We start from the raw sequence: 17,500 nt of genomic DNA on the forward strand, positions 1-17,500 counted from the left end.
CTCGCGATATTTGGGAACCGATAGTGTCAAAGGCAACCATAGAAAACGATAAGCTCAAGCGCGCGATAATCGTCTCAGTGATCCTGCATATCATTTTGATTGCAGTCCTGATTTGGAGTTCGTTTGACGAGCACATCGACGCCAGTGCTGGCGGCGGTGGAGGTTCGGCTATTGACGCGGTCATGGTCGACCCTGGTGCTGTTGTTCAGCAGTACAATCGTCAGCAACAGCAGCAGGCGAGTAGTAAACGTGCTGCCGAGCAACGCGAGAAACAAGCGCAACAACAGGCTGAAGAACTCCAGGAAAAACAGGCTGCTGAACAACAGCGTCTGAAAGCTCTGGAGAAAGAACGCCTCGACGCGCAAGAACAAGCGAAGCAACAAGCAGACCAGCAGAAACAGGCGCAAGAAGCAGCTAAAGAAGCGCAAGAGCAACAAAAGCAAGCTGAAGCAGCCGCGGCGAAAGCCAAAGCAGATGCTAAAGCGCAAGCTGATGCTCAGGCGAAGGCTGCAGAAGAAGCGGCGAAGAAAGCTGCTGCGGATGCACAAAAGAAAGCGACTGAAGAAGCAGCTAAAAAAGCAGCTGATGCAGAGAAAAAGGCTGCTGCCGAAGCTGCCGCTGCGGCGAAAAAAGCTCAGCAGGAAGCCGAAAAGAAAGCTGCAGATGCTGCTGCCAAGAAAGCTGCCGATGCTGAGAAGAAAGCTACGGCTGAAGCTGCCAAAAAAGCTGCTGCAAAAGAAGCTGCTGAGACTGCTGCGGCAGAAAAAGCGGCTTCTGATAAGGCTGCGGCTGCAAAAGCTGCTGGCGATAAGAAAGCGGCAGCAGATGCGAAGAAAAAGGCTGCTGCTGATAAAGCTGCTGCCGATAAGGCCGCCGCTGCGGGCGTTGACGATCTATTTGGCGACCTAAGCTCTGGTAAGAATGCACCGAAAACGGGTGCGGGAGCGAAAGGTAACGGTCAGCCTGCTAAAGATAGTGGTACAAGTGGGGCTAATGGTGGTGCGACGGGTTCAGATATAAGTGCATATGCTGCTCAAATCCGGAGTGCCATACAGAGTCGCTTGTATGATGCCAGTCTTTATCAAGGGCAAACTTGTGTTTTACACATCAAGTTAGCTCCCGATGGACTCTTGCTATCTGCGACTCCTGAGGGCGGAGATTCTGCTCTATGTCAGGCCGCGTTGACAGCAGCAAAAACTGCCAAGATTCCTAAACCGCCTAGCCAGGCAGTTTATGAAAAAGTAAAAGATGCCAAACTAGACTTTAAACTGTGATTTTTCCTCTATGAAAATAGGGAAAGCCTACTACTGTAGTCACAGGGTTTTGGTAGTTTTGTGTATTTGAGTTTGTTAACATTCTGCTAAATTATCGTGGGCTTTGGGTCCAGATAAGGGAGATATGATGAAGCAGGCATTTCGAGTTGCATTAAGTTTTTTAATGCTGTGGGCAGCAGTGCTGCACGCAGAAGTTCGTATTGAGATCACCCAAGGGGTGGACTCAGCACGTCCAATTGGTGTGGCGCCGTTTAAATGGGCAGGCCCAGGTGCAGCACCAGAAGATATTGGTGGCATCGTTGCCGCTGATTTACGTAACAGTGGCAAATTCAATCCACTCGATCGTTCACGTTTACCGCAGCAACCTGGCTCCGCTCAGGAAGTGCAACCGGCCGCGTGGACCGCTCTGGGTATTGATGCTGTTGTTGTTGGCCAGGTCACACCGAATGGTGATGGCAGCTATACCGTGGCTTACCAGTTGGTTGATACCTCTGGCGCCCCAGGTACTGTGCTGGCGCAAAATTCCTACAAAGTGAACAAACAGTGGCTTCGCTATGCCGGTCATACCGCCAGCGATGAAGTGTTTGAGAAGCTGACAGGTATCAAAGGTGCGTTCCGTACACGTATTGCTTACGTCGTGCAGACCAATGGCGGTCAGTTCCCGTATGAACTGCGCGTTTCTGATTACGATGGCTACAACCAGTTTGTGGTACACCGTTCTCCGCAGCCGTTGATGTCACCAGCCTGGTCTCCAGACGGTAGCAAACTGGCTTACGTAACGTTTGAAAGCGGTCGTTCAGCGCTGGTTATCCAGACTCTGGCGAATGGTGCGGTGCAGCAGGTGGCTTCTTTCCCTCGTCACAACGGCGCGCCTACCTTCTCTCCAGACGGCAGCAAGCTAGCCTTCGCATTGTCGAAAACCGGTAGCCTGAACCTGTATGTGATGGATATTGGCTCTGGTCAGATTCGTCAGGTGACGGATGGTCGCAGCAACAACACTGAACCGACCTGGTTCCCGGATAGCCAGAACCTGGCGTACACCTCCGATCAGGCTGGTCGTCCGCAGATTTATAAAGTGAATGTGAATGGCGGTGCTCCACAACGTATTTCCTGGGAAGGTTCTCAGAACCAGGATTCCGATGTGAGTTCCGACGGTAAGTTTATGGTGATGGTGAGCTCGAACGGTGGGCAACAACATATCGCCAAACAGGATCTGGTAGCGGGTGGCGTACAAACTTTATCGTCAACGTTCCTGGATGAAACGCCAAGTCTGGCACCTAACGGCACGATGGTAATCTACAGCTCTTCTCAGGGGATGGGATCTGTGCTGAATCTGGTCTCAACAGATGGGCGTTTCAAAGCGCGTCTTCCGGCAACCGATGGTCAGGTTAAATTCCCTGCCTGGTCGCCGTATCTGTGATAATAAAATATTAAAGGATCAAAGAAATGCAACTGAACAAAGTGCTGAAAGGGCTGATGCTGGTATTGCCTGTTATGGCAATTGCTGCGTGTAGTTCTAACAAGAGCGCCAACAACGAGAGCGGCGAAGGTATGCTGGGCGCCGGCACTGGTATGGACGCTAACGGTAGCAATGGCAACATGTCATCTGAAGAACAGGCTCGCCTGCAGATGCAACAGCTGCAACAGAACAACATCGTATACTTCGGTCTGGACAAATATGATGTTTCTTCTGAATTCGCTGCAATGCTGGATGCGCACGCTAACTTCCTGCGTAGCAACCCATCTTACAAAGTGACTGTAGAAGGTCATGCGGACGAACGTGGTACTCCGGAATACAACATTTCCCTGGGTGAGCGTCGTGCTAGCGCTGTTAAGATGTACCTGCAAGGTAAAGGCGTTTCTGCAGACCAGATCTCCATCGTTTCTTACGGTAAAGAAAAACCAGCAGTTCTGGGTCATGACGAAGCGGCTTACGCTAAAAACCGTCGTGCCGTTCTGGTTTACTAAGAGAACAGTATGAACAGTAACCTCAGACATCACTTGTTGAGTCTGTCGTTACTGGTTGGCATAGCGGCCCCCTGGGCCGCTACTGCTCAGGCGCCAATCAGTAGTGTCGGCTCAGGCTCGGTCGAAGACCGTGTCACTCAACTCGAGCGTATTTCTAACGCTCACAGTCAACTCTTAACCCAACTTCAACAACAACTCTCTGATAACCAAAATGATATTGATTCCCTTCGTGGTCAAATCCAGGAAAGCCAATATCAGTTGAATCAGGTTGTTGAGCGTCAGAAGCAAATTTTATTGCAGATAGACAGCCTCGGTAGCGGCGCTGCTGCAGGGCAAGCTGCTGGTGCAACCGATCAGGGCGCTGCTGCGACAGCAGCACCTGATGCTGGTGCGTCAGCCAGCACTCCGGCTGCTCCTGTGCAGGGGGGCGATGCCAACAGCGACTACAATGCCGCTATTGCCATGGTGCAGGATAAGTCCCGTCAGGACGAAGCCATCGCTGCATTTCAGAGTTTTATCAAGAAGTACCCAGATTCAACTTACCAGCCAAATGCTAATTACTGGCTGGGGCAGCTGAATTACAACAAAGGGAAAAAGGATGATGCGGCGTTTTATTTTGCCTCTGTGGTGAAAAATTACCCGAAATCTCCAAAAGCCCCGGACGCAATGTTTAAAGTCGGTGTGATCATGCAAGACAAAGGCGATACCGCAAAAGCGAAAGCTGTGTATCAACAAGTGATCAAACAATTTCCAAATACCGACGGCGCAAAGCAGGCACAAAAACGTCTGAATGCGATGTAGTGAGTGCGGCCTGACCAGATATTGCTGTTTTTCTGGTCAAGCCGAACGAAACGCGAGCCATTAGGTGATCTTGATCGAAATTCTTGTTGCGTCAAAATCTTAAATCAGTAATATATGCCGCCGTTGCCAAGGGATATCAAACAAACCCGAAGTGACTCGAAATTGGGTCGTTAGCTCAGTTGGTAGAGCAGTTGACTTTTAATCAATTGGTCGCAGGTTCGAATCCTGCACGACCCACCAATTTCGAAGCAGTCAGTATTTGAAGAAGCAGTAAACCGCATTGCGGGGCGTTAGCTCAGTTGGTAGAGCAGTTGACTTTTAATCAATTGGTCGCAGGTTCGAATCCTGCACGCCCCACCAATTACGGATGTAGTGAGTTTTTGAAGAAGTAGTAAACCGCATTGCGGGGCGTTAGCTCAGTTGGTAGAGCAGTTGACTTTTAATCAATTGGTCGCAGGTTCGAATCCTGCACGCCCCACCAATATTTAAGTATTCTGTGCAAGTGAGTCGTGAAGGGTTTGAACCTGCTGCAGGTTCGAGTTGAGCGTAAGCGAAACAGCGTTGCGTAGCAACGACCCGAAGGGTGAGGCCAAAGGCCGAATCATCCTGCACGCCCCACCAATTATGAATGTAGTGCGAAGTAGTACGGAAGTTTGGGTGATTAGCTCAGTTGGTAGAGCACCTCCTTTACACGGAGGGGGTCGGCGGTTCGAGCCCGTCATCACCCACCATTCGGGGCGTTAGCTCAGTTGGTAGAGCAGTTGACTTTTAATCAATTGGTCGCAGGTTCGAATCCTGCACGCCCCACCAATGTAGAAAGGCGCCCTAAAGGCGCCTTTTTGCTATCTGCAATTCTTGGTTGAAATTAAATTCCTCACGACAATCCCGCCATAATTCGCTATCTTGTTTAGCATACAAAACAACCCTAGCCATTTCTGGTACATTCACGCCGGAATAGTGCTAATTTGGTTAAGTCAGTCAAACGAGAAAGCACTATGAGCGTAATGTTCGATCCAGAAGCAGCGATTTATCCTTTCCCACCTAAGCCACAGCCTTTGAGCGCGGACGAAAAGCAGTTTTACCGCGAGAAAATCAAGCGTCTGCTGAAAGAGCGGAATGCTGTCATGGTGGCTCACTACTACACCGACCCCGAAATTCAGGCTCTGGCGGAGGAGACTGGCGGCTGTATCTCTGATTCTCTCGAGATGGCACGTTTTGGGGCAAATCATCCAGCCACTACGCTCCTGGTGGCAGGCGTACGCTTTATGGGTGAAACATCGAAGATCCTGAGTCCGGAAAAAACCGTTCTGATGCCTACGCTTAATGCAGAATGTTCTCTGGATCTCGGTTGCCCAATCGAGGAGTTTAACGCCTTTTGCGATAAGCATCCCGATCGCACCGTGGTGGTCTATGCTAATACTTCCGCTGCGGTGAAAGCCCGTGCGGATTGGGTTGTGACATCCAGTATCGCCGTTGAATTGATTGAACATCTCGATAGCCTGGGCGAGAAAATCATCTGGGCACCGGATCGTCATCTCGGGAATTATGTACAAAAGCAAACCGGCGCTGATGTGCTGTGCTGGCAGGGTGCATGTATCGTACATGACGAGTTCAAAACTCAGGCGTTAACGCGTATGAAAGCGCTTTATCCGGATGCTGCGGTATTAGTTCACCCGGAATCGCCACAGGCCATCGTTGATTTGGCCGATGCAGTAGGCTCCACCAGTCAGCTTATTGCTGCGGCAAAAACGTTGCCCCACAAGAAACTGATTGTGGCGACCGACCGCGGGATTTTTTACAAAATGCAGCAGGCGTGCCCGGATAAAGAGTTGTTCGAAGCACCGACAGCTGGTGAAGGGGCAACGTGTCGTACCTGTGCTCATTGCCCATGGATGGCGATGAACGGCCTTAAAGCTATCGCTGAGGGGTTGGAGCAGGGCGGAGCGGCGCATGAGATTCATGTTGACGCTGCACTCCGTGAGGGCGCTCTGGTGCCTTTAAATCGAATGTTAGCTTTTGCCGCTGAATTACGACGGAATATTAAAGGCAACGCATAAGGATCTTATGCTCAGGAGCGAATATGGATTTTTTTAGCACGCAGAATATTTTGGTTCATATCCCCATCGGCGCTGGTGGGTATGATTTATCATGGATAGAAGCTATTGGAACCGTGGCGGGCTTACTGTGCATCTGGTTGGCGAGCCTTGAAAAGATCAGCAATTACGCATTCGGCTTAATTAACGTCACGCTCTTTGCGGTAATTTTCTTTCAGATTCAACTTTACGCGAGCCTGTTGCTTCAGCTTTTCTTCTTTGCGGCCAATATTTACGGTTGGTATGCATGGTCACGGCAGACAAACGATAATCAGGCCGCTCTCCAGATTCGCTGGTTACCTTTGCCCAAAGCCCTCGCCTGGATTGCGGTATGTGTTGGGGCGATTGGTTTAATGACCGTGTTTATCGATCCGGTATTTGCATTCCTGACCCGAATAGCGGTTTCTGTCATGCAGGGACTGGGGCTGAATGTGACAATGCCAGTGCTTCAGCCTGATGCCTTCCCGTTCTGGGACTCTTGCATGATGGTGTTGTCGATTGTGGCGATGATTCTGATGACCCGTAAGTACGTCGAAAACTGGTTGCTATGGGTGATCATTAACGTGATTAGCGTGGTGATTTTCGCCCTACAAGGTGTCTATGCGATGTCGCTCGAATATATGATTCTGACGTTTATCGCGCTCAATGGCAGCCGCATGTGGATCAAAAGTGCGCGTGAACGTGGCTCACGCGCCTTGTCTTAATCAATGATGATGATGAGCATGGTCGTGCTGACCATGCTCATTTAAATCACAATCTTGCCCATGGCAAAGCTGATACTCCATCTGCACCGTCGCATGTTCAATCTGATACTCATCTTTTAGAAAATGATGGATGCGCTCTAACAGGGCGTCGTGGTCGTGTGGTGGTACCACTTGCACATGCATTGTCATTAATGGTTTTTCGCCAACCAGCCAGATGTGTACGTGGTGAACATTACGAACTTCTGGGATTGTTCTGGCTAATTTCCGCTTCAAAACAGAGATATCAATGGAGTGAGGTGCGCCTTCGAGCAGCTCGTTGACACTCTCTTTAAGTAAATTCCACGCACTGCGCAGCACCAGGCACGAAACCAAAATAGAAAGGATCGGGTCAATGGGCCTCCATCCCGTCCACAGAATGATCAGTGCCGCAGCAATCGCGCCTACAGAACCCAGTAAATCCCCCAGAACATGCAGTGCCGCAGCGCGCACGTTAATATTCTTTTCTTCATTTCCGCGATGCAAAATCCAGAAAGAAAACAAATTCGCCATCAATCCTGCAAACGCAATAATCAGCATTGTCCAGCCGGCGATCGGTTGCGGATGATAAAAACGGCTTATCGCTTCCCAGACAATCAATACGGTAATGACCACAAGAGCAATAGCATTCACAAACGCAGCAAGCGTGGTCAGCCTTAACCATCCGAAGGTATGACGGGCATTGGGTGGACGCCGGGCAAACTGCACCGCCAGCAACGCGACTAACAACGCTGCGGCATCTGTGAGCATGTGGCCTGCATCGGCAAGCAAAGCCAGCGACCCAGAAATAATCCCTCCGATGACTTCTGCCACCATAAAGAGAGCCGTGATGACAAACGCCCAAAGCAGGCGTCTGGAATTGGTATCACCGGAGGAATGTTGATGTGTATGCGCCATGGTTTCTTCTGTTTTCGCAAAACGACGATGCGCTAATTATAACCACTAATGCTGATTAACTTATTGAATAAAGCTCATAAAAAAGGAGAGCCTTAGCTCCCCTCTTGTTTAGCGGTGTTTCAATTACTGTGAAGTGCCGTCCACTTTCGTGTTCACGTCATCACCGCTACCGGTTTCAACCTTTTGGTTGGTATCCGGGCATTTACCGTCTTTACACATCGAATTTTTATGGATTTCATCTTTGCTCATCCCGTCGCTGGTCATACCGCTACTGCTGGTTGAGCCATTTGGATGAAGCATAGTGCCGCCATTATTGATATTGCTATTATCAACGCCTTTAGGCGCAAGGTTCTGATTCGCATCCGGTGCGACCTGGCCTGCTGATGCAGCGGCGTTTGCCTGGCCATTATTGTCACCGCTAGTATCTGCGGCCATTGCCAGACCACTGGCGACTGAAAGGGTTGCTGTCAGGAAAAGTGCGGTTAATTTTTTCATCATCATGCTCCTGTTCTGGTTGTTATTGCTGGATAACTTCTTCCAACAGTGCACTTGCTTTATTCTGAGCTTGTGCCATTTATCGACTAAATATGTCACTGATTAACATCACGTCAGAATACAATTTTGCTAAAGGACTACTTTTTAGTGTTAACAATTAAAAATTGTAGCGGTAAACCGGGGTTTTACCATTTTTTGACGCTTTTTAGGTCGTTTCCAGGAATATTCCGCCTGAAGTGTAAAAGCCCGTTTACACTTCAGGCTTGAAGCGATAGATTGAAGGGATTGCAACTAAGCTAAATCTCAAGGCCATTCCCGGACATATCATGAATTATCAGAACGACGACTTACGCATCAAAGAAATCAACGAACTGTTACCGCCAGTAGCGCTGCTCGAAAAATTCCCTGCCACAGAAAAAGCCGCCGCCACCGTATCTGGCGCGCGCAAAGCGATTCATAAAATCCTGAAAGGAAATGACGATCGTCTGCTGGTGGTTATTGGCCCTTGCTCCATTCACGACGTTAAAGCGGCGAAAGAATATGGCGCACGTTTGCTTGAGCTGCGTGAAGAGTTGCAAGGTGAGCTGGAAATCGTAATGCGCGTTTATTTTGAAAAACCGCGCACCACGGTTGGCTGGAAAGGTTTGATCAACGATCCTGAAATGGATAACAGCTATAAAATCAACGATGGCCTGCGCATTGCTCGTAAGCTGTTGTTAGACATCAACGACTCTGGCCTGCCTGCTGCGGGTGAGTTTTTAGATATGATTACCCCGCAGTATCTGGCGGACTTGATGAGCTGGGGTGCTATCGGTGCACGTACTACAGAATCTCAGGTTCACCGTGAACTCGCCTCTGGCCTGTCTTGCCCGGTGGGTTTCAAAAATGGTACTGACGGCACCATGAAGGTTGCCATTGATGCGATCAATGCGGCTGGCGCGCCTCACAGCTTCCTGTCTGTGACCAAATGGGGTCACTCAGCTATCGTCACCACCAGTGGGAATGGCGATTGCCATATCATTCTGCGTGGCGGTAAAGAGCCAAATTACAGCGCTACTCATGTTGCTCAGGTTAAGACTGACTTGCAAAAAGCGGGTCTGCCAGCGCAGGTGATGATCGATTTCAGCCATGCGAATAGCAGCAAGCAATTCAAGAAGCAGATTGAAGTTTGTGCCGATGTTTGCCAGCAAATTACGAGTGGCGATGCCGCTATTACCGGCGTGATGATTGAAAGTCACCTGGTAGAAGGCAATCAGAGCCTCGAGAGTGGCGAACCGCTGGTTTACGGCAAAAGCGTTACCGATGCGTGTATCGGCTGGGAAGATACTGAAACTGTTCTGCGTCAGTTGGCAGATGCGGTTAAAGTTCGCCGTGGCTAATTAGCAGCACTGTTGCATAAAAAAAGGCGTGGTGAAAACCACGCCTTTTTCACATCTAACGAATTACTTCGCTTTACCCTGGTTTGCTACCGCTGCGGCTTTTGCTGCGATTTCATCAGCATTGCCCAGATAGTAACGTTTCAGTGGTTTGAAGTTCTCGTCGAACTCATAAACCAATGGCACGCCAGTTGGGATATTCAGCTCAAGAATTTCTTCTTCGCTCAGGTTATCAAGGAATTTAACCAGTGCACGCAGGGAGTTACCGTGAGCGGCAACAATGACGCGCTCGCCGCTTTTCATGCGTGGCAGAATGGTTTCGTTCCAGTAAGGAATAACACGATCGATGGTCAGTGCCAGGCTTTCAGTCGTTGGCAGTTCTTTGTCGGTCAGACTTGCATAACGCGGGTCATGGCCTGGGAAACGCTCATCATCGCGAGTTAATTCTGGTGGAGTCACAGCAAAACCACGACGCCATTGTTTAACTTGCTCGTCACCGTATTTCTCTGCGGTTTCAGCTTTGTTCAGACCCTGCAACGCACCGTAGTGACGCTCATTCAGCTTCCATGATTTCTCAACTGGCAGCCAGGCCTGATCCAGTTCATCGAGGATATTCCACAGTGTGTGGATGGCACGTTTCAGCACAGAAGTGTAAGCAAAGTCGAAGGAGTAGCCTTCGTCTTTCAGCAATTTACCTGCAGCTTTCGCTTCGGTTTGACCTTTCTCAGACAGATCAACGTCATACCAACCAGTGAAGCGGTTTTCGTTGTTCCACTGGCTTTCACCGTGACGAACCAGAACCAGCTTAGTAACAGCCATAGTTTACTCCTTAATAAGCCTGCGATTAATGATAACGATTATCATTATATTGCCGCAAAGGGGCCAGCGGCAATGCTAAACGTTTAACATAGCGAAAAAGAGTGTGGAGTGTAAGGTGGATGTGAACGGTTGTTATATTTTTGTCGCTAAATGGCGGGAAATCCAGCGATCTGAATAATAATCGCCCTCCGTGAAGGAGGGCGAAAAACTTAGAGTGGAGTAAATTCGTACTCTGTAATGCTCAGATATTCATCATCGGGCTGTAACCAGCAATCGGGTTGTGGCCATTCAGGGTGGTTTGGGCTATCTGGCAGAAACTCACTTTCCAGTGCCAGACCCTGGTATGCGCTGTAAGTACCTTGTTCCCGTGCAGGCGTGCCATCAAGGTAATTACCACTGTAAAATTGCAACGCTGGTGCCGTGGTGTAGACCGTCATTTGCAGTTTATTGTCGCTCGACCAGACGTGTGCTGCGGGCAGGCTGGCATCGCCTTGCGCCTGTAGTAAGAAAGCATGATCGTAGCCTTTCACCAGCACCTGATCGTCATCACTCAAGAAATCATCAGCGATAGTTTTTGGTGTGCGGAAATCAAAGCTGGTGCCATCCACATCTTTAAGCCCGGCTTGCGGAATACCGCTGCTGTCGACGGGCAAATAGCTGTCAGCCAACAATTGCAGACGATGCTGGCGAATATCATTCTGCTGACCATCAAGGTTGAAATATGCATGATTGGTCAGATTCACTGGGCACGGCTTGCTGGTTTTTGCACGGAACTCAACAGTAATGCAGTTATCTTCGGTTAACGCATAACGCGCCGTAGCGCGTAACTCACCAGGGAAACCCTGGTCGCCATCGTGCGAATCAAGCGTGTACAGCACTTCATGCTCGTTCTGACGCACAATGCGCCAGCGGCGGGTATCAAACCCGTCCGGGCCACCATGCAACTGGTGCGCGCCCTGATTAGCAGTGACGTTTACGGTAACACCGTCACGCTCAAACTGGCTGTTAGCAATGCGGTTGGCATAACGTCCTACGGTTGCGCCCAGATAAGCCGACTGATTCAGATAATCTTCCGGCGTTTCGCAGCCGAGCAGCGTTTCACGCACGCTGCCATCTTTCATCGGTACGCGGCATGACAGCAAAGTTGCGCCCCAGTCCATCACGGTGACAACCAGCCCCGCGCTATTGCGCAGGGTGGAGATGCGGAAAGGTTGCCCGTCTGGTGCGAGCTGTGGAGTCTCTTTTAGCATTGGCCAGCGCCCTCCGAAGGTTTGCAAACGTAGAAGGTTTCTTTGATACCAGTTTTCGCTTCGTACTGTTTTTCGACCGCTTGTTTAACCGCTGGAACCAAATCTTCCGGGATAAGCGCCACGATGCAACCGCCGAAGCCGCCACCCGTCATACGTACACCGCCTTTATCGCCGATAGTCGCTTTCACGATTTCAACCAGCGTATCGATTTGCGGTACGGTGATTTCAAAATCGTCGCGCATCGATGCGTGAGATTCAGCCATCAGCACGCCCATTCGCAGCAAGTCACCTTTTGCCAGCGCGTCAGCGGCTTCAACGGTGCGGATGTTTTCAGTCAGAACATGGCGCACGCGTTTGGCCACAACCGGGTCAAGCTCATGAGCCACTTCATTGAATTTGGACAGTTGCACGTCACGCAGCGCCTTCTGGCTGAAGAAACGTGCGCCCGTTTCGCATTGCTCGCGGCGGGTGTTGTATTCGCTACCGACCAGCGTGCGTTTGAAATTACTGTTGATGATGACAACTGCCACGCCTTTTGGCATCGAAACAGCTTTGGTGCCCAGCGTGCGGCAGTCGATCAGTAATGCGTGATCTTTCTTGCCTAACGCTGAAATCAGCTGATCCATAATTCCACAGTTACAGCCGACGAACTGGTTCTCTGCTTCCTGTCCATTCAACGCAATTTGTGAACCATCAAGGGACAGATGATAAAGCTTCTGGAACACCGTACCGACCGCTACTTCCAAAGAGGCTGATGAACTCAAACCCGCGCCCTGGGGTACGTTGCCGCTGATCACTAAATCAGCGCCACCAAAGTTCTTGTCACGTTTTTGCAGATGCTTAACGACACCGCGCACGTAGTTAGACCATTGCTGTGTATCGTGGCTCAGAATGGGTTTATCCAGTGAAAACTCATCCACTTGATTGTCATAATCCGCAGCGATGACACGCACCATGCGGTCGTCACGTTTCGCGCAGCTGATTACTGTCTGGTAGTCGATTGCGCAAGGCAGTACGAAGCCGTCGTTGTAATCGGTATGTTCGCCAATCAGGTTTACGCGCCCCGGAGCCTGAATGGTGTGGGTCGCCGGATAGCCAAATTTCTCGGCAAAGATGTGTTGGGTATTATCTTTCAGACTCATTTTTTATTCTCCGGATTGGCGAAAGTGGATATCGGACACTGCACGCAAGCGTTCTGCGGCTTGCTCTGCGGTTAAATCACGTTGAGTTTCAGCCAGCATTTCATAGCCGACCATAAATTTACGCACCGTCGCACTTCGCAGCAATGGCGGATAGAAGTGGGCATGCAGTTGCCAGTGACTGTTTTCTTCACCAGTAAACGGTGCGCCGTGCCAGCCCATAGAATAGGGGAATGAGCACTGGAACAGGTTGTCATAACGGCTGGTCAGCTTTTTCAGCGCGACGGCTAAATCACTGCGTTGTTCTGCCGTTAAATCGGTGATGCGCAGGATATGCGTTTTTGGCAGCAGCAGCGTTTCGAACGGCCAGGCAGCCCAGTAAGGCACCACAGCAATCCAGTGTTCGGTTTCAACAACCGTGCGGCTGCCATCTTTAAGCTCGCGCTGTGCGTAATCGACCAGCATTGGCGAGCCATTTTCAGCAAAGTATTCGCGCTGCAATGCATCTTCACGCGCCACTTCATTGGGCAGGAAACTATTTGCCCAAACCTGGCCGTGCGGATGCGGGTTGGAGCAACCCATCGCCGCGCCTTTATTTTCAAAAACCTGCACCCACGGGTAGGTTTGGCCTAAGTCCGCAGTCTGTTCTTGCCAGGTTTTCACCACTTCTTCCAACGCGGTGACAGAAAGCTGCGGCAGCGTTTTACTGTGGTCGGGTGAAAAGCAGATAACCCGGCTGGTACCGCGTGCGCTTTCACAACGTAACAGAGGATCGCTGCTTTCAGGCGCATCCGGGGTGTCGGTCATCAGCGCAGCAAAGTCGTTAGTAAAAACAAACGTGCCGGTATATTGCGGATTTTTATCGCCCGTTACGCGCGTATTACCAGGACACAAGAAACAATCCGGATCGTGCGTCGGTAAGGTTTCTTGGGACGGTGTTTCCTGCGCCCCTTGCCATGGGCGTTTAGCCCGATGCGGGGAAACCAGGATCCATTGTCCGGTCAATGGGTTGTAACGACGATGTGGATGATCCACCGGGTTAAACTGCTCCATCACATTTCCTTAGTCTGGATAACCTTGAGGATGGCGAGATTGCCAGCGCCAGGTATCATCTGCCATTTCTTGCAGAGTCCGGCTGACACGCCAGTTAAGTTCTTGGTCGGCTTTGGTGGCATCTGCCCAGTAAGCGGGGAGATCGCCTTCACGGCGCGGGGCGAAGTGATAATTCACCGGCTTGCCGCAAGCGGTACTGAAAGCGTTGATCACATCCAGCACGCTGCTACCAACACCTGCACCGAGGTTATAGATATGCACGCCAGGCTTACCTTGTAGCGTTTGCATAGCAGCAACATGACCATCGGCTAAATCCATCACATGAATATAGTCGCGGACACCTGTGCCATCTTCGGTTGGGTAATCATTACCAAACACCGCCAGCGAATCGCGGCGCCCGACGGCAACCTGCGCGATATACGGCATCAGGTTGTTTGGAATACCTTGCGGGTCTTCGCCCATATCCCCTGACGGATGCGCGCCGACCGGGTTGAAGTAACGCAGTAAAGCCACGCTCCAGCTTGGCTGGGCTTTTTGTAAATCAGCCAGAATCTGTTCAACCATCAGCTTGCTGCGGCCATATGGACTTGCAGGCGTACCGGTCGGGAAGCTTTCAACGTAAGGGATTTGTGGCTGATCGCCATAAACGGTGGCGGAAGAGCTGAATATGAAGTTGGTGACGTTGGCGGCACGCATCGCAGAAATCAGGCGCAAAGTACCGGTGACGTTGTTGTCGTAATATTCCAGCGGCTTGTTAACCGACTCGCCTACGGCTTTAAGCCCGGCAAAATGGATAACAGCATCAATTTGATGATCGTGGAAAATTTCAGCCAGTAAGGCTTCATCACGAATATCGCCGTCAATAAACAGCGGGTGTTTTCCGCCAAGACGTTCAATCACCGGCAGCACACTGCGTTTACTGTTGCAGAGGTTATCCAGAATGACGACATCGTGGCCATTTTGCAGCAGTTGCACACAAGCGTGACTGCCAATGTAACCGCTACCACCTGTTACCAATACTCTCATTTTTCGCTCCATTGCGCGTATGGTATGTAATAAACATAGCATAACAGAGATGCGAAAAGTGTGACACGGGCTAAATTAGTGGAATCGTTTACACTAATGTTTCAGGCGCACTCAAAAGCCAGAAAAGTGATTATAAAACAAATAGGTGTCGTAGGGATGTTGCGGGTTGTCTGAAAGTAGGGTGGATAAAATTCACCCTACCGATGAAGTGTTTAACGCGCGGCGGGTAAATCTTCAAACTGATAACGATAAGCGTCGCCGTCAGCCACGAAAGTTAACCGTCTGGTGATGCATTGCGGTGCGTCTTCCGCATGGTGAGAAACAAACAGCAACTGGGTTTCTCCTTCGCCAATCAAGATATCAATGAAACGGCGCACCAGCTGACGATTCAGTGGATCAAGCCCTTGCAGCGGTTCATCGAGAATCAGCAGTGTTGGGTGTTTCACCAGTGCACGCGCAATCAATGCAAGACGCTGTTGGCCCCATGAAAGACTGTGGAAGGGCGCATCTGCAATCGCGTTGTCCATGCCGAGCATGTTCAGCCATTCACGGGCAAGTTTTTGTTGGCGATCGGAAACTGCCTGATAGATGCCAATCGAATCAAAATAGCCTGAAAGCACCACGTTTCGCACCGTTGTACTGACGCGGTAATCCAGATGCAAATTACTGCTGACGTAGCCAATATGCTTTTTGATATCCCAGATGGTTTCGCCGCTGCCACGACGACGACCAAACAGCGTCAGATCGTTGCTGTATCCCTGGGGATGATCGCCCGTGACCAGACTTAATAACGTCGATTTCCCTGCACCGTTCGGGCCGACGATTTGCCAGTGTTCCCCAGGGTTTACCGTCCAGGAAAGTTTGTGCAGGATAGGCCGGTCATTGTATTCCACCACACCATCGCGCAGCACAATACGTGGCTGGTTTTCAGGCAACGTATAGCGTGCACTCGGATCGTCAGCTTCCGGCAGCGCTACGCCTGCCAGTTTTTCGCTGTGAGCCAGTTGTGCAATCAGCGCTTGTTCCAATAGCTTTTGTTTTTCACCGACTTCAATCAGCGCACAATCTGCCAGCACGCCAGCGTTTTGTATAAAATCAGGGATCTCATCAAAGCGGTTAAGCACTAATACGACGGTGTAGCCCTGCGTACTCAACTCACCTAATAATGCGGCGAGTTGCTCGCGGGATTTCACATCCAGCCCGTCAAATGGCTCATCAAAAATAAGCAAATCAGGCTGCGGCATCAGCGCCTGGCAGAGCAGTGCCTTGCGCGTTTCACCTGTGGAAAGGTATTTAAAACGGCGAGTTAATAACGATGTGATGCCGAAAAGCTCCGCTAACTTTTGGCAGCGGGCTTCATCTTTGATTTCATCCTGAATAATTTCCGCCGTGGTGCGACCGGTATCGTCTTCATCAGGACTCAATAAATCGGTGTTATTGCGCTGCCATTCATCGCTGACTAACTTTTGCAGTTGCTCAAAAGAAAGGTGGGCAATCCGGGTGAATGTGCACTGGCGCTCGCCTTTTTGCAGGGGGAGTGAACCGGCTAATGCCCGGGCAAGGGCTGATTTACCGCTGCCGTTGGCACCCACAAACGCCCAGCTTTCACCGGCGTTAATGGCTAAATCATTGAGGGCAAGAGTTCGGGTGTCGCTAAGGTGAAAGACTCCTTGCGAAATTTGCAACGTCGACATAAACCATCCCATTTTTTGCAGTGACTAAGCCCAGATTTACGGATTGCCTGCGGTGTTGTCAATTCGCTGCGCGGTTTTAGCACAGAGTGGCGATAATCACGCGATCGGCATTAAAAAATGTTATGACTTCAGCACCTTCTACCAGTTTCTGGATTTCCACTACAGTGTTCGGCACGGTAGCGCACAGCGTTTGCCCGTCAGGCAATTGCACCAACACTTCGCTTTGCTCAGCCCCTTGCTGAATATTGCTGATAATACCGGGGAGCTGGTTGTCTGCACCGCTGGCACGTTTGGCATCAGTGGTAATTTCCACCCACGGCGCTTTAATCAGTACCAGAACTTCTTTGCCTTCGCTTAAACCCAGGCGTTCTGCGCTCTGGCGCGTAATGGCTGCCTGCAAACGCGTTGAGCCATCAGCCAATAAAATATCAACGTGTTGCTGCACTTGTTCTCTATCACGCCGTAAAACGGTGCCGAAAAGCTGGTTGCGAGCGCTGGTTTGCAGAGAAAAACGAGAAATTGCAGCGAGCAAACTATCGAGCGGTAGCGCGTCATCACGCAGCACATCGAAGGCTTTTTGTTGGATTTGCGCGAGCAATTCATAAAGCTGAATCAGACGTTCACCGTAATGCGTAAGAACCGCGCCACCGCCGCCTTTGCCGCCTGTTGCTCTATCAACTAACGTCTCATCGCTCAGTTGATTCATCTCATTGATGGCGTCCCAGGCACTTTTGTAGCTAATGCCCGCAAGTTTTGCGCCCTGGCTAATTGAGCCGGTATGTTGTATTTGTTTAAGTAGCGCGATACGACGTGGATCGGCGAACAGCCGCTGCTGGAGTTTCAGCGTCAGTAGAATTTCAGCTTGCATAACCTCT

General features: G+C 50.4%; 16 protein-coding genes, 5 tRNA genes and 1 other RNA gene. 13 read left to right on the forward strand and 9 right to left on the reverse strand.

Features of this window, described 5'->3' with window-relative positions; genetic code table 11:
* Positions 1 to 23 precede the first annotated feature (23 nt).
* The 12 genes from tolA (at position 24) to pnuC (ending at position 6,840) form a co-directional block, all read left to right on the forward strand.
* Positions 24 to 1,274, forward strand: coding sequence for a cell envelope integrity protein TolA (gene tolA / locus M2371_RS01465; protein WP_259266698.1), 1,251 nt, complete (start codon positions 24 to 26; stop codon positions 1,272 to 1,274).
* Positions 1,275 to 1,401: 127 nt separating this feature from the next.
* Positions 1,402 to 2,694 carry a Tol-Pal system beta propeller repeat protein TolB gene (gene tolB, locus M2371_RS01470; RefSeq protein WP_034497136.1) on the forward strand — a complete coding sequence of 431 codons (1,293 nt, stop codon included), beginning with the start codon at positions 1,402 to 1,404 and terminating at the stop codon, positions 2,692 to 2,694.
* Between the two features lie 26 nt (positions 2,695 to 2,720).
* Positions 2,721 to 3,242 carry a peptidoglycan-associated lipoprotein Pal gene (gene pal / locus M2371_RS01475; RefSeq protein ID WP_034497134.1) on the forward strand — a complete coding sequence of 174 codons (522 nt, stop codon included), beginning with the start codon at positions 2,721 to 2,723 and terminating at the stop codon, positions 3,240 to 3,242.
* A 9-nt stretch (positions 3,243 to 3,251) separates the two neighbouring features.
* A complete protein-coding gene (gene cpoB / locus M2371_RS01480; protein ID WP_259266699.1) occupies positions 3,252 to 4,043 on the forward strand; it encodes a cell division protein CpoB in 792 nt (263 codons plus the stop codon).
* Positions 4,044 to 4,207: 164 nt separating this feature from the next.
* Positions 4,208 to 4,283, forward strand: a tRNA-Lys gene (locus tag M2371_RS01485).
* A 44-nt stretch (positions 4,284 to 4,327) separates the two neighbouring features.
* Positions 4,328 to 4,403: transfer RNA gene (locus M2371_RS01490), tRNA-Lys, on the forward strand.
* A gap of 45 nt (positions 4,404 to 4,448) precedes the next feature.
* Positions 4,449 to 4,524: transfer RNA gene (locus tag M2371_RS01495), tRNA-Lys, on the forward strand.
* A 14-nt stretch (positions 4,525 to 4,538) separates the two neighbouring features.
* A non-coding RNA gene (locus M2371_RS01500) (RtT sRNA) lies at positions 4,539 to 4,664 on the forward strand.
* 34 nt (positions 4,665 to 4,698) lie between these two features.
* Positions 4,699 to 4,774: transfer RNA gene (locus M2371_RS01505), tRNA-Val, on the forward strand.
* Between the two features lie 3 nt (positions 4,775 to 4,777).
* Positions 4,778 to 4,853, forward strand: a tRNA-Lys gene (locus M2371_RS01510).
* Between the two features lie 185 nt (positions 4,854 to 5,038).
* Entirely contained in the window at positions 5,039 to 6,100 is a 1,062-nt protein-coding gene (gene nadA / locus M2371_RS01515) for a quinolinate synthase NadA (protein ID WP_034497112.1), read from the forward strand.
* Positions 6,101 to 6,123: 23 nt separating this feature from the next.
* A complete protein-coding gene (gene pnuC / locus M2371_RS01520; protein ID WP_115627750.1) occupies positions 6,124 to 6,840 on the forward strand; it encodes a nicotinamide riboside transporter PnuC in 717 nt (238 codons plus the stop codon).
* On the opposite strand, the gene zitB is transcribed toward pnuC, so the two are convergent.
* Together zitB and M2371_RS01530 are read right to left on the reverse strand one after the other, a co-directional pair.
* Complete coding sequence (gene zitB / locus M2371_RS01525) at positions 6,841 to 7,773, reverse strand: CDF family zinc transporter ZitB (protein ID WP_259266700.1); 933 nt, start codon at positions 7,771 to 7,773, stop codon at positions 6,841 to 6,843. It abuts the gene before it with no gap.
* A gap of 123 nt (positions 7,774 to 7,896) precedes the next feature.
* Positions 7,897 to 8,274, reverse strand: coding sequence for a YbgS-like family protein (locus M2371_RS01530; RefSeq protein ID WP_034497105.1), 378 nt, complete (start codon positions 8,272 to 8,274; stop codon positions 7,897 to 7,899).
* 320 nt (positions 8,275 to 8,594) lie between these two features.
* Between M2371_RS01530 and aroG the strand changes: the two genes are divergently transcribed.
* Entirely contained in the window at positions 8,595 to 9,647 is a 1,053-nt protein-coding gene (gene aroG / locus M2371_RS01535; protein ID WP_259266701.1) for a 3-deoxy-7-phosphoheptulonate synthase AroG, read from the forward strand.
* Between the two features lie 63 nt (positions 9,648 to 9,710).
* Here the strand turns inward: aroG and gpmA are convergent, their stop codons facing one another.
* The 7 genes from gpmA to modE all read right to left on the reverse strand — a co-directional run bounded on the left by gpmA (position 9,711) and on the right by modE (position 17,493).
* Positions 9,711 to 10,463, reverse strand: a complete 753-nt coding sequence (gene gpmA, locus M2371_RS01540) for a 2,3-diphosphoglycerate-dependent phosphoglycerate mutase (RefSeq protein ID WP_034497101.1) — start codon at positions 10,461 to 10,463, stop codon at positions 9,711 to 9,713.
* Positions 10,464 to 10,672: 209 nt separating this feature from the next.
* Positions 10,673 to 11,713, reverse strand: a complete 1,041-nt coding sequence (gene galM / locus M2371_RS01545; RefSeq protein WP_259266702.1) for a galactose-1-epimerase — start codon at positions 11,711 to 11,713, stop codon at positions 10,673 to 10,675.
* Positions 11,707 to 12,855 carry a galactokinase gene (gene galK, locus M2371_RS01550; protein ID WP_259266703.1) on the reverse strand — a complete coding sequence of 383 codons (1,149 nt, stop codon included), beginning with the start codon at positions 12,853 to 12,855 and terminating at the stop codon, positions 11,707 to 11,709. The genes galM and galK overlap by 7 nt, the downstream gene beginning before the upstream one ends.
* Positions 12,856 to 12,858: 3 nt before the next feature.
* A complete protein-coding gene (gene galT / locus M2371_RS01555) occupies positions 12,859 to 13,905 on the reverse strand; it encodes a galactose-1-phosphate uridylyltransferase (protein WP_259266704.1) in 1,047 nt (348 codons plus the stop codon).
* A 9-nt stretch (positions 13,906 to 13,914) separates the two neighbouring features.
* Positions 13,915 to 14,931 (reverse strand): UDP-glucose 4-epimerase GalE, encoded by a 1,017-nt coding sequence (gene galE, locus M2371_RS01560; protein WP_259266705.1) that lies wholly within the window; start codon positions 14,929 to 14,931, stop codon positions 13,915 to 13,917.
* A 212-nt stretch (positions 14,932 to 15,143) separates the two neighbouring features.
* Complete coding sequence (modF, locus tag M2371_RS01565; protein ID WP_259266706.1) at positions 15,144 to 16,625, reverse strand: molybdate ABC transporter ATP-binding protein ModF; 1,482 nt, start codon at positions 16,623 to 16,625, stop codon at positions 15,144 to 15,146.
* A gap of 76 nt (positions 16,626 to 16,701) precedes the next feature.
* Entirely contained in the window at positions 16,702 to 17,493 is a 792-nt protein-coding gene (gene modE, locus M2371_RS01570; protein ID WP_259266707.1) for a molybdenum-dependent transcriptional regulator, read from the reverse strand.
* Positions 17,494 to 17,500 lie beyond the last annotated feature (7 nt).

Source organism: Buttiauxella sp. BIGb0471, from assembly GCF_024807715.1.
In the GTDB taxonomy this organism is placed as follows: domain Bacteria; phylum Pseudomonadota; class Gammaproteobacteria; order Enterobacterales; family Enterobacteriaceae; genus Buttiauxella; species Buttiauxella agrestis.